The organism is Metabacillus halosaccharovorans, assembly GCF_002019635.1.
Lineage (GTDB): Bacteria > Bacillota > Bacilli > Bacillales > Bacillaceae > Metabacillus > Metabacillus halosaccharovorans.
In genome coordinates this window covers 1,399,909-1,413,423 of sequence record NZ_KV917371.1, presented here as the reverse complement: position 1 = coordinate 1,413,423, position 13,515 = coordinate 1,399,909, and the positions used below count along the sequence as shown (strand labels likewise).

General features: G+C 37.2%; 10 protein-coding genes. 6 read left to right on the top strand and 4 right to left on the bottom strand.

Annotated elements, in window-relative coordinates; all coding sequences use genetic code 11:
- Nucleotides 1-99: 99 nt before the first annotated feature.
- From BK577_RS06435 to BK577_RS06415, 5 genes are all read left to right on the top strand, one after another.
- Nucleotides 100-1,602 carry a phytoene desaturase family protein gene (locus BK577_RS06435; RefSeq protein WP_078432176.1) on the top strand — a complete coding sequence of 501 codons (1,503 nt, stop codon included), beginning with the start codon at nucleotides 100-102 and terminating at the stop codon, nucleotides 1,600-1,602.
- Between the two features lie 38 nt (nucleotides 1,603-1,640).
- Nucleotides 1,641-2,495, top strand: a complete 855-nt coding sequence (locus tag BK577_RS06430) for a phytoene/squalene synthase family protein (RefSeq protein ID WP_078432175.1) — start codon at nucleotides 1,641-1,643, stop codon at nucleotides 2,493-2,495.
- Nucleotides 2,496-2,529: 34 nt separating this feature from the next.
- Complete coding sequence (locus BK577_RS06425) at nucleotides 2,530-4,029, top strand: phytoene desaturase family protein (RefSeq protein ID WP_078432174.1); 1,500 nt, start codon at nucleotides 2,530-2,532, stop codon at nucleotides 4,027-4,029.
- 81 nt (nucleotides 4,030-4,110) lie between these two features.
- Nucleotides 4,111-5,232, top strand: coding sequence for a glycosyltransferase family 2 protein (locus BK577_RS06420; protein WP_078432173.1), 1,122 nt, complete (start codon nucleotides 4,111-4,113; stop codon nucleotides 5,230-5,232).
- 14 nt (nucleotides 5,233-5,246) lie between these two features.
- Nucleotides 5,247-5,762, top strand: a complete 516-nt coding sequence (locus BK577_RS06415; RefSeq protein WP_078432172.1) for a glycosyl-4,4'-diaponeurosporenoate acyltransferase CrtO family protein — start codon at nucleotides 5,247-5,249, stop codon at nucleotides 5,760-5,762.
- A 127-nt stretch (nucleotides 5,763-5,889) separates the two neighbouring features.
- On the opposite strand, the gene BK577_RS06410 is transcribed toward BK577_RS06415, so the two are convergent.
- Nucleotides 5,890-8,688: a carbohydrate binding domain-containing protein gene (locus BK577_RS06410; RefSeq protein WP_078432171.1), complete on the bottom strand. Its 2,799-nt coding sequence runs from the start codon at nucleotides 8,686-8,688 to the stop codon at nucleotides 5,890-5,892.
- Between the two features lie 533 nt (nucleotides 8,689-9,221).
- On the opposite strand from BK577_RS06410, the gene BK577_RS06405 reads away from it, so the two are divergent.
- Nucleotides 9,222-10,301 carry a LacI family DNA-binding transcriptional regulator gene (locus BK577_RS06405; RefSeq protein WP_078432170.1) on the top strand — a complete coding sequence of 360 codons (1,080 nt, stop codon included), beginning with the start codon at nucleotides 9,222-9,224 and terminating at the stop codon, nucleotides 10,299-10,301.
- Between the two features lie 333 nt (nucleotides 10,302-10,634).
- On the opposite strand, the gene BK577_RS06400 is transcribed toward BK577_RS06405, so the two are convergent.
- Genes BK577_RS06400 through BK577_RS06390 form a run of 3 tightly spaced genes read right to left on the bottom strand, consistent with a single transcriptional unit; the run spans nucleotide 10,635 to nucleotide 13,515 of the window.
- A complete protein-coding gene (locus BK577_RS06400) occupies nucleotides 10,635-11,453 on the bottom strand; it encodes an ABC transporter ATP-binding protein (RefSeq protein WP_078432169.1) in 819 nt (272 codons plus the stop codon).
- The gene (locus BK577_RS06395) at nucleotides 11,453-12,484 is read right to left on the bottom strand and encodes a FecCD family ABC transporter permease (RefSeq protein ID WP_078432168.1); all 1,032 of its coding nucleotides are present in this window, start codon (nucleotides 12,482-12,484) and stop codon (nucleotides 11,453-11,455) included. The genes BK577_RS06400 and BK577_RS06395 overlap by 1 nt, the downstream gene beginning before the upstream one ends.
- A complete protein-coding gene (locus BK577_RS06390; protein ID WP_026562924.1) occupies nucleotides 12,481-13,515 on the bottom strand; it encodes a FecCD family ABC transporter permease in 1,035 nt (344 codons plus the stop codon). The genes BK577_RS06395 and BK577_RS06390 overlap by 4 nt, the downstream gene beginning before the upstream one ends.

Sequence of the window (13,515 nt, the reverse complement as noted above, 5' to 3'; positions counted from 1 at the left end):
AAAAAGAAAGAATGATAACCTTTGAGAAAATAGTTTACATTAAAGTATCTAAAAAGGTACCTATTATCTTGAAAAAATAGGAAATGTGAGGATTGAATGATGAAAAAGAAAATAGTCGTGATTGGGGCAGGCGTTGCCGGTTTGGCTAGTGCAATTCGTCTTCAACATGCAGGATATGATGTGGAGTTATATGAAAAAGAATCGATGCCAGGCGGTAAAATGCATAGGATTGAATTGGATGGTTATCAATTCGATTTGGGACCAAGTATTGTGATGATGCCAGAACTATATCAAGAAATCTTTGAACTTTGTGGCCGCAATCCGGATGATTATATCCCAATGCAAAGGCTTGATCCAATGTATCGTGTATATTTTGGCGATGATCCTGAACATCCATATGATATTTCCTCTGATTTAACATCACTTACGAAAACGATCGAAAGCATAAGTGAAGAAGATACAGAAGGCTTCTTCCGATATCTCCAAGAAATTTATAAGCGATTTTTAGTAGCAAAAAATCATTTTATTCAACGACCATTTCGTCAGCCAAAAGACTTTTACAATCCGTCCACCCTTAAGCAAGCACTGAAGTTGAAAACATTGGACAGTGCAGATCAGTTCATTGGCAAATACATAAAGAATGAACGTCTAAAGCAAATGATCAGTTTCCAAACCTTGTACATAGGGATTTCCCCCTATAACGGTCCTTCATTATATACGATGATCCCGATGATTGAATTCCTCTATGGTGTTTGGTTTATCAAAGGAGGAATGTATACAATGGCAACTGCGATGGAAAAACTCTTTCTGGAATTGGGGGGGAAGATTCATTACAACAGTCCTGTAGATGAAATATGTATCGAGCATGGAAGAGCAACTGGCATTCGCCTTGGAAATCAGACAATCAACGCTGATTATATTGTCTGTAATGCTGATTTTCCATTTGCTATGAAACATCTTATTAAAGATGTAAAAGCAAAAGGAAAATATACAGATAAAAAGATTGATAGTATGAAATACTCTTGTTCTTGCTTTTTAATGTATTTGGGCATGAACCGCAAATATGAAGAAATCGACCATGTTCATAATTTCATTTTTAATGAAAATCTGGAACAAAACTTGACCGATATTTTCGAAGGAAACCAATTGGAAAATGGATCATTCTATGTGTATATTGCGTCTAAAAAAGATCCTTCGCTCGCACCGGAAGGAAAAGATGGTTTATATATTCTGATGCCTGTCTCTGATTTATCAACTGCTAAATATGAATGGAATAATGAAACGATTCAATATTATCGCCAATACATTTTGCAGTCACTTAAGAAAATTAAGGGCTTTGAACAGATAGAAAACGAGATTGTTACGGAAACGTATATGACTCCAAAAGACTTTGAATCTAAGTTTCATGCTTACAATGGTGCCTGTTTTGGATTACAGCCAACTTTATCACAAAGTAATCATATGCGACCACAAAGTAAATCGACCCATTGTGAACATTTATATTTTGCGGGGAGCAGTACCCATCCAGGAGCAGGTGTACCGATTGTGTTGCTATCCGCCAAAATTGCCGTTCAGGAATTGTTATTGGATGACCAAGGATGAGATGGATTACCACTAACGTTTTGAAGGAGGAGAGCAACATGAATTGGAGGCAAAAGCAAGCTGATTTTATTTATTGTGAAGAAATTATTCGAAGGCATTCGAAAAGTTTTTATTATGCCTTTTCAAAGCTCCCTAAGGAGAAGTCAAATGCTGTCTTTGCGATCTATGCCTTTTGCAGAATTGCGGATGATTGTGTCGATGAAAGCAGAATAAAAGCAGAAAAGCTGCGAGCATTAGAGCAATTAAAGAAAGAACTGGATTTATTTCAAAATCGTGCAGAACCGGATGTGCCCTTATGGAGAGCTTTACGCTCGGTGTTTGATGATTATCCAATGTCGATTAAGCCTTTTTATGATCAACTAAATGGACAGTTGATGGATGTACACTTTTCAGCCCCGAAAACGATGCAGGACTTGGAGCAATACAGCTATTATGTTGCCGGATCGGTGGGGCGAATGCTTCTTCCGATTATTGCCTCCAATACTCCCCGTGACTTAAGTGGCCCTGCGGTGAACTTGGGAATTGCTATGCAAATGACGAACATTTTAAGAGATGTGGGGGAAGATTTTTTTGAAAAGCAACGAATCTACTTACCAGAAGAAGAACTAGTCAGGTATCAATATTCACGCTCTGATTTGCAAAACAGAATTATTAATATGAATTTCATTCAACTCTGGGAAAAACTAGCCTTAAGGGCAGAGGAACTTTATGAAGGGTTCTTTGAAAATATCACTTACTTTGATGAAGATAGTCAGCTGCCTGTTTCTCTTTCTGCGCAAGTCTATAGAGAAATTCTAAACTCTGTACGGGCTCATCATTATGATTGTTTATCATGGAGGAACTATGTAGCCGAGGAAAAAATGAATGCTATAAGAAAAGCGATTAGTCACTAATATTGACGTGAGGACGGAGAAAGGATGGAGCGAGATGGATGAACGGAAAAAAGTGCTAGTTATTGGTGGAGGGTTGGGTGGTTTATCCGCAGCTATCTCTCTTGCTCAAAGTGGGTATGCGGTATCTTTATATGAAAAGAATAACCATTTAGGGGGAAAATTGAACCGGCTTGAGCAAGACGGCTTTGGCTTTGATCTCGGACCATCAATTTTAACAATGCCCCATATTTTTGAAAGATTATTTGCTGCAAGCGGGAAAAGGATGAAGGACTATGTTCCGCTATTACGACTGGAGCATCAGTGGCGTTCTTTTTTTCCAAATGGTAATGTGATCGATTTGTATGAGAGTCTTCAAGACATGCTTGAGAAAAATGCTAATTTGACACAAAGCGATATTGACGAATACAAACAATTGCTCAATTATTCTAAAAAACTATATGACATTACAGAGGAAGGATATTTTCAAAAAGGTTTTGACAGTACAAAAGAAGTGATGGGCTATCATGGTATTTTTAAATCTATCAAGGCATTTGATTTGGGATCAACGATGTATGAAGCGATTGACAAAAGAATTAGTAATCCGCAATTTCGTGACATGCTTTCATATTTCATTAAATATGTAGGATCCTCCCCTTATGATGCACCAGCTGTTTTAAATATGATGATTTATATGCAACATGCTCAGGGAGTGTGGTATGTACCAGGAGGCATGCATTTGCTTGCACGTGGTCTTGTAAGATTGGCTGAGGAAATAGGGGTTCAATTGTATACGAATCAGGCTATCATTCAATTACAAAAAGAAAAAGGCAAAATTACCGGAGCAATGCTGGAGAGTGGAGAATTGCTGACAGCAGATCACTATATCGCCAATATGGAAGTAATTCCGGTATACACAAAATTACTTCAAGAAAAAGAATCATTAATTCGTAAACTTAAAAAGAAGTTTGAACCAGCGAGTTCTGGGTTGGTCATCCATGTAGGAGTGAAAAAAAGCTACCCACAGCTAAGCCATCACAATTTTTTCTTTTCAGAAAACCTCAAGCAGCAAATGGATAAAATCTTTCACAGCCATGAATTGCCGGACGATCCTGTCATATATCTTGTTAATGTCAATAAAACAGATCTGTCTCAGGCTAGGTCCGGCTATGAAAATTTAAAAATTCTGCCGCATATTCCTTATATAAAAGATAACCCATTTACCCAAGAAGATTATGAGGCATTTGCTGAAAAAGTATTGATGAAATTGGAAAAGATGGGGCTTGATCAATTGCGGGAAAATATCGTGACGAAAGATATTTGGACACCGGAAGACATCCAACGTACATATAATTCTGATCGGGGTTCAATATATGGCACTGTATCTGATCGGAAGAAAAACAAGGGCTTTAAACATAGTAAGCAAAGTAAACGATATGAAAATTTATATTTCGTCGGTGGAACGGTCAACCCTGGCGGAGGAATGCCTATGGTGACGTTAAGCGGACAGCAAGTTCGAGATAAAATTGTTGAAAGAGATCAGACATATGGAACTTGAAGTTCCCTTACAAAAGCAAGTGGACAGGCAGCAAAAAGCGCATATACATACAATGGTTGCTTTATAGGAGGGGGAAGAGAAATGTTTATAGTATGGATTAGTATTTGGCTACTTACGATGATCGGTGTGATAAGCGGTGCCCTAATGTTTTGGTCTTCACCATTAATTCCTATAAAAAAAAATACCCACACCCCTCTTCCTTTACTATCAATTATAATACCTGCAAGAAATGAGGAAGGAAGGATAGAAGCTTTACTTCAATCTTTAAAACAACAAAGCTTTCAACAATTTGAATTATTCGTTGTCGATGATGCCTCGACAGATCGTACCGTTTCGGTGGCGAAACAATATGGAGCAACAGTTCTTCAAAATGAAAAAGTTGCTCACATGGGCTCGGGCAAATCGCATGCTTGTTGGACGGGAGCCAAGCACGCAAAAGGAAAATGGTTGTTATTTTTAGATGCGGATACTCAATTCGTTCATGAAACTAGTCTCGAAACATTGTTGTTTTCTTATATGGATCATGGTGCAGAAGGAGTTTTTTCTGTCCAACCGTATCACACGATCAAACGAGTTTATGAAAACTTCTCCGCTGTATTCAACATGATCGTCATGATTGGTATGAATATTTTCACTCCTTGGAAAGAAACATTTCCAGCCGCTGGTGCCTTTGGTCCTTGTATACTATGTGACAGAGAAAACTATTTTCATGCAGGAGGCCATGAAAAAGCGAAAAACGCGATTATGGATGATTTTGCCCTTGCGAAAGTCTTCAGGGAAAATCAGTTTCCAATATTTTGTTATGGTGGTAAAGGCATTATTTCATTCCGGATGTATCCTGAAGGATGGAAGCAGTTGATAGAAGGTTGGGCGAAGAACTTTGCTACGGCATCGAAGTCAACTCACGGAACTGTCATGCTTTTCATTAACCTTTGGATCTGTGGTGGTTTTGCACTGATAGGAGGGCTCATTATTTCCCTTCTTCAACCAAACTTGGTTGTGATCGTCATTAGTCTTTTTTTCTATCTATTATATACGTGGCAAACAGCCTTTCTTGCCAGAAAAACAGGTAATTTTTATATATGGGTTTTTCCTTTGTTTCCTTTCTTATTGCTATTCTTTACAGGTGTTTTTGTCTACTCTTTGTACCTGACAAAAATAGTGCGTACAGTAACATGGAAGGGAAGGAACATTAAAGTCTAGACAGGGGAATCGATATGCCGATCATTTCATTTTCGATTATGTGGACCATCATTATCGACGTGGTAGCCTGGGCCTTTTTTCATCTACTCGTTTCTGTTTGCTGTTTTTTCGTGCCATTACGATATTTTCAAAGAAGTTCCTCGCTTTTTAAGATTGCCGCTTGGGAAAACTCAGGTCATTTATGGCAGCGTCTTTTTTGTGTGAAAAAGTGGAAAGGAGCCGTTCCAGATGGTGCACGCCTTTTTAAGTTTGGATATGAAAAAAAGGCTCTACATGGGTTCGACAATGACACTCTTCAAAGATTTGCTGCTGAGACGAAGAGAGCCGAACTAGCTCATTGGCTATCAATTCTCCCTGCTCCGCTGTTTTTCTTTTGGAATCCAGTCTGGGCTGGTTGGGTAATGATCTTATATGCATTGTTTTTCAACGTCCCTTTTATTATTGTGCAGAGGTATAACCGAGCAAGACTAGAAATGATCCTTGATCGATTTCGGATGTTTGAAACAAAAAACAGATCTTCTAAAGTTTAATAGTTATTTATAACAATTAACGGAAAAGAGATTTGACATTTTGTTGATAGTGTACGGGTACAACCGTGTTTTTCTATGTTAAATAAAAAAACAGCACTATTCCTTAAAGGAATTAGTGCTATTTACGTTAAAAGGATTTTTTTCTACGAGCTTTAATAACTAAAACTGAACCAAACATGACTACTAATAGCCCTAAAGCAAGTAGGTTAAACGTGTTAGTTGCAGTGTCAGGTAATCTTTGTTTTTCTCCAGAATTTTCACCCTGTTTTACTTCTGGGTCTTTAGTATTTGGCTCGTTAGTACCTGGATCATCAGTGCCCGGATCATCAGTGCCCGGATCATCAGTGCCCGGATCATCAGTGCCCGGATCATCAGTGCCCGGATCATCAGTGTCCGGATCATCAGTGCCTGGATCATCAGTGCCTGGATCATCAGTGCCCGGATCATCAGTGCCCGGATTATCAGTGCCCGGATCATCAGTGCCTGGATTATCAGTACCTGGATCATCAGTGCCTGGAGGACTTTCTGGATTACTATTGTCTTCTACTTTTTTAATAACAACATTGTCAATAAATACATCCTGTATTTCTGCTGGTGTTAATCCATCAGCATCTTTTCCTAAAGCAAAACCAAATTTGGCTGATGGATCTGTTGGTTCACTCATTTTAAATGTGTAGGTAAATGTCTGCAATGTATTTGTTAGTTCTGCCGCTTGATCAAAGTATCCTGTCCAATTGTTGTCTTCTTCACCATTATGTTGAATTTGTACACGTAATGGTCGGTCCACAGTAGATTTTGCATCAAAAGATACTTCATAAGTAGCATCCTGTTCGATATTAATTCCCTGTTGGAATAATTGAATGTTCCAATCAGCAGTACCGATATCAGTAATAGCTGCTTTAGCTTGTCCCTCTTCGTTTACTGCAAAAGTTGCTTTACCGGGATTATATGCTTCTGCTCTCCAACTAGCTAGGCCGTCAAAAATTCCATTTTTAACAAGATTACCTTCTACCTGCTCCAATGGTAGTCTTTTCATGAACACATTATCAATGTACACATCGTTTTGATTACCACCAATATTAAATTGGAGCTCTGATCTATTATCGGTTGCAAAATCATTTGTAAAATCTAACGTATATTCTTGTGTAGTTGGTGTTAAGTTAACTGTTTCTTCATGTATTATATCAGACTTCGAATTCGTGATAGCTACCTGAATATCCCTTTCTGCTTCTGTACTTGCTTCAAAGGTTAATTGATATGGTTTTCCATTTTCTAGATTAAAACCATTTTGAGCTAATTGTACTGAATTTTTATTGTTACCACCATTACTGATCAATGCTTCAAATCTTCTTTCATTTACTGCACTTCCGATATATTTCGTTGCATCTGCGGATTCGTCTGTTCTAAATTCCCAAAAACCCATTCTCTCAGTACCTTGGTCAAAAGTACCGTTATAAATATAGTTTCCAGTTGGAAGTGGGTCTCTTACAATTTTTGACGGATCAACAGGTTCTGCATCTTCAATTTTCTCTAATCTTACATCATCAAGTGAAATATCTCCGTCATTTAGCCCCATATTGAATTCATATCGAGCTTTACTATCAGTTTCTTCATTCATAGTAAATTCAAATGAGTAATCCTCCCAAGAAGTTGTTAGAGTGAAAGGATCTTGTCCAGCATAATCTTTCCAACTTCGATCTCCATCTGCACCTATTTTAACTTTTAATGGTCTTTCATTCTCTGCTTTTGCTTTAAAGGAAGCTTTATACTTAGCTCCTTTTATAAGATGAATTGGAGCTTGAAGTAATTGAACTCCGTGTTCAACATTACCGCCTGATTGAATATTTACATCCATTGCACCGTTATTTGGTGCAAGATTCGCAATTGCGCCTCCATCTGTTGAAAATTTCCAATAATCAGAATTTAGTACACCTTCTACACCGTCTACAGAAGGGTCTTCCATATCAAAACTACCATTGTAAACGTAATTACCATCCTTAAGAGGAGCTCTAACATCATCGTTATCCTCACTTACAGGCTTTTCACGTTCAGGGTACTCATCTTTTTGATAGACCTTTACATAATCAACTGCCATTTGTTGAGGGAATACTGTTGTTTCATCAGGATTACCTGGCCAGCCTCCACCTACTGAAATGTTCATAATTAAGAAGAAATCTTGATCAAATGGTGCTGGATAGGTATAGTCATCTGCATTAGAATCACTTTTATTGAACCAGTCATTTGCAGTGTGATATAAATTACCATCAACATACCATCTAATTTCACCAGGTTCCCATTCTATGCTGTAAATATGGTAATCATCAGCAAATGATTGACCATCAGGTAAATAATAATGTCCTTGTCGTTGTTGATGTGGATTACCGAAGTGGATTGTTCCATGAATTGTATCAGGTTCATGTCCTAATAGTTCCATAATGTCAATTTCTCCACTAACTGGCCATGTACCATAAAAAGGTTCATCCTCTGGCATCATCCAAATTGCAGGCCAAATTCCTTGTCCTGAAGGCATTTTTGCTTTTACTTCCACTTTTCCATACGTCCATTTTTGTTTACCTTTGGAAATTAGTTTAGCAGAAGAGTAGTTATATGTTTTTCCATCTGCCTCTGTAATATCTTCTTCCCTAGCCTCAAGAATAAGAGATCCATCTTTAACAAAGGCATTATTTTCTGTATACGATTGTATTTCACCGTTATACCTACCATTTGTAGGAACATCATAGCTCCAGTTTTCCATGTTTATATCGTCGCCATTAAATTCGTCAGACCAAATTAATTCCCAATCTTTTGATGCTGAGCTTGTATCAGTTGATGGGTTTTCAGCAGCTGAAACATTACTTTTAAAGGGAAAGCTTGAACAAAATAGAATAACTGCAATTGAAAGAATAACTAATTTTCTAAAATTCATAATTTACCTCCATAGTATTAGAATTTTATTACTAAATGTTTGTTATAAATAATCACCACCTCTAAGGAGGAAACCGGTTTCTGTGGAATGTATAAAATATTCTTATATTACTTGAGTTATGTAGTTAGAGAATATTTTAAAGTGGAATTGTTAAAATGTTATTCTAGATCTCTTTATTTAGTTTAGAAACCGCTTTCTGTTTTAAGTTATAAAAGCTTATTGTTGTTGTTAATAGTATTTTGAAGAACATGAATAAATTTCATAACTTCTACTAACGCGTGTTAGTGAAAGAGTAAAAAAAAACATTAATCATAGTTATGTATTTTCTAAGTTGTTTGCTAGCAGTAAACGGAAACGCTTTCAATAACGATGTTAAACTATAAGTCAAAAAATTTCAATCACTTTTAATGTAAAAGTTTCCAGTGTCTTTAATATTTGATATCCACCAATCAAATTAATTAGTCTTTAAATTCAAGAACTTGAATTTCTATCTGATATAATATGATAAATATCAGTGATTAGGTGGAGACTTTATGCGCAGTGAGGACTTAGCTAAACTTCTAGGATTATCTAGAAGTACAATATCAAGAGTTATTAATAATTATCCAGATATACCACAATCCACAAGAGAAAAGGTTTGGAAAGCCATCGAAGAATACAATTACGCTCCCAATGCTTCAGCACAAAAGTTAGCTGGTGTAAAAAATAAAATGATTGCAATCATTTTATTAGATGTAAAGGATAATGAGGAACCTCATCATGTCAAATCAACGGATGATACTTTAATACATGATAACCCGTTTTTTTCTCCAATTGTTAGTGCAGTCAGTGACCAAGCAAATAAAATGGATTATTATGTCCTTATCTCTATTGCATATTCAAAAGAGGATTTAAAAAAGGTTCAAAGTATTTTTTATCAAAAGATAATTGATGGAGCCATTTTTGTAGGGACGCAAGAAGCAGAAAACGAGCTTATATTTAAACTAATTGAACAAAAACATTTCATTGCTATGATAGATACGAGTGAAGTTTATAACACAAATCACAATGCGATATATATTAATGCGGATAACTATGAGGGTAGTGTTAAGGCGGTATCGTACTTATTGGAACTTGGACATACTTCTATCGGTATTATTACTGGAAATTTAAATAAATTGTCTGCAAAAGAAAGGCTAGCAGGCTTCGAAACAACACTAATGCAACACGGAATAGAGATGACAAAGGATGCTATTTACCATGGTGATTTTACAGAGAGTAGTGGATACGAGGGTGTAAAGTATTTTTTTAGAGGACCTAATCTGCCAACAGCCATTTTTGTAAGTAATGATACGATGGTAATTGGTGCATATAAAGCAGCAAGTGAATTAGGATTACGTATTCCAGAAGATATATCAATCATTGGATTCGATAATTCATTTTTTTCATCTTATTTAAATCCACCGCTAACAACAGTCGAAATTTCATTTTCCGATATCGCTAAAAAGGCAACAACACTTCTTATTGAATCAATTGAGAAAGAACAGCAACGAGGGATCGTGGAAAAGGTAAATGCTACACTTATTAAAAGAGAGTCTTGTCAAGCAATTAAAAGTGATGGCGAGACTAAATAAAATTTAAATAAAGACAGGTAATTAACTTTCTGAAATTATCATAATATGAGTTTAAGCTTGTATTTTAAATTATATAAATAGGAAGAAACTGCTGAGTGTTAATTACTATTAGATATTTCAATAACTAGCATTTAACTATCTTAATAGGAAAACTAAGATATTAAGACAGGAATAATAAATTAGGTTAAATAAAAAAGTTCTGTGGAAAGAAAGACCACTCCCTAAGCACTGAATGTGGTCTTTGATTTTCAATACATAACGAAGAATCTATGTCCGGTCACTAGAAAGGTTACGAACATTACCCTGTAAACGAAATCACACAAAAACATATCTTTAACTAGGAATCAGTTCCCTATTCACATGATGCCGCCCAATCGGCACCACAGAAGGAGAACCCGATATAGGGTCTTCTACCACAGTACAATGAAGACCAAATATATCTTCAATCAATGTACTTGTAATAACCTCTGCCGGCTCGCCCTCCACAACAAGTTTTCCTTTATGAAGAGCAAAGATATGGTCAGCATAGCGTGCTGAAAGGTTGATATCATGAAGAACCATGACAATGGTTGTTCCGTATTTTCGGTTAAGATCTGTTAGCAGATCGAGTATTTCAACTTGATAGGTGATATCTAAATAGGTTGTCGGTTCATCAAGAAACAATATGTCTGTTTGTTGTGCCAGAGCCATAGCAATCCATACACGCTGTCTTTGACCACCTGAAAGCTCATCAATATGCCGGTCGGCAAATTCAGTGATTTTCATGATTTCCATTGCTTCACTAACAGCTTCATAATCTTTTTTTGTCCATCCTTTTAGGAATGTTTGGTGTGGAAATCTCCCTCGACCAACTAAATCTGCAACGGTAATTCCTTCCGGAACAATTGGTGATTGTGGTAAAAGTCCTAATACACGGGCTAACTGTTTTGGTGGAATTTTATGAATTGGTTTTCCTCCCAAGGTAACTTGCCCGGAAGTAGGTTTAATCAGCCTAGCCATTGTTTTAAGCAGAGTAGACTTACCACAACCGTTGGCTCCAATAATAATGCTTATTTTGTTGCTTGAAATGGAAATATTTACATCGTGTAGGATCGTTTTATTATCGTATCCAGCGGTGATTCCTTTAGCTTGAAAAGCATGTATCGGTTTCATTATAAATCCCCCTTTCGATTCATTCGGATTAGCAAGTAAATCAAGTATGGTGCTCCAAGAATACCTGTGATGACACCTACAGGGTATCTGGCAACGAATGCGAATTGTCCTACAAGATCTGATGCTAAAACTAAAATGATGCCAACAAGACCTGCTGGTATAATACTAGAGAAACCAACACCAACTAGTCTTTTTGCAATAGGCCCGGAAAGGAACGCAATAAATGCGATAGGTCCTGTTGTAGCGGTAGCTAACGCAATAATAAGCACCGAACTGATGATAAGTACAAATCGTGTCTTATTCGTATCGACTCCCAGTGATGTTGCTGCTTGTTCCCCAAGTTCTAACATATCTAATCGTTTCCCGAACGCGATAATAATTGGTGCAAAGATAAGAACTGTTACCATAAGAGGGTAGAGTTCCTCCATTTTAGCTCCATTTAGACTACCACTTAGCCATCTCATAGCAGTAGGGATATCCTGTTGTTGACCAATCAATAATAAGTAAGATACAACTGCATTCAGCATGGCTTGAATACCAATTCCTATTAAAATTAATCTGCCAATTGAAAAAGAAGTACCCTTTAATAATAGAAAAATAACGATTACTGTAGCAAGTCCACCAATAATAGAAGCAATCGAAACAAAGGTATTACTTGCATGAAGAACGATGATACAAAAAACAGCCGCAGCACTTGAACCAGTTGTTATTCCGATAACATTTGGATTTGCAAGGGGATTACGAAGCATCGTCTGAAATACATGTCCAGCAACACCGAAAGCAAATCCGGCAAAAACACCTGCAACCATTCTTGGGAAACGGATTGTTCCCACTGCAAATGAGGCACCTTTTACTTTCTCACCCAGCAGAACGCTTATGACATCTGAAACAGGATAAATCGTATTTCCCAGCATAAGCATTGTGCAGCAAAGAGCAAAGGCGATAATTGCAAGTAAAGAAGTCACGAGGATATAACGACGATGTCTCTTTTTTCTACCTATTATTATAAGATTTATAGATTCATTCATCATAACGTACGCATTTTCGCTTTCATAGTTATTAAAATTAAAATAGGAGCTCCAATAAATGCAGTAACGACACCAACTTCAAGCTCACCAGGACTTCCTAAAATCCGACCGCATATATCTGATATAGTTAAAATAATGGCACCTGAAAGAGCTGACATTGGGATAATATATCGTAAATCAGGACCAATAATGAGTCGAATCACATGTGTTGCTAATAATCCTATAAATCCAATAGGACCTGCGAGTGCTGTTGCAGCACCACACAATAATACGCCACCAAAGGCAGCAACAAGTCTAAGTGTTCCTGTACGTACACCTAATCCTGTAGCTGCTTCATCACCTAATGCTAATGCATTTAGTGCTGGAGCTGTGAAGATGGCAATTAGTATTCCGATAATAAGAAAAGGAATAAAAAGAGAGATAGAGCTCCAATTTCCTGATCCGACACTACCAACCTGCCAAAATCTAAATTGATCCATAACATTAGAGCGGGGAATCATAATGGCCATAACAAGGGATGATAACGCAGCACTAGTAGCAGCACCCGCTAAAACAAGTTTAAGGGGCGTGGCACCGCCACTCCCCATCGAACCAATTCCGAATACAAAAATGGCAGTTATGATCGCTCCTGCTAATGCAAGCCAAATGTATTGACTAGCAGTACCAATATTTAAAAATGTTATTCCACAAACGACAAATAGTGCTGCACCTGTGTTAACCCCTAATATACTAGGGTCTGCAATAGGATTACGAGTGACTGATTGCATCAGAGACCCAGAAACTCCTAATGCAGCACCACACATAATACTAAATACAGTTCTAGCAATTCTTTGGCGAACAACATTTGCTCCGTGAGTCTGTACTTCAGGATGGAATAAGCCGTCCATTAACTCATTCCATCCAACTGTTCGAGAGCCAAAAGCAAGAGAAGCCAATACACAAATACCGAGTAAGACAATTGAAAGTATAAGTACTGCTATGAAATTTTTCGGTAAATGTAACTGCTTATTTTCTGAAACGGATATATTACTCAT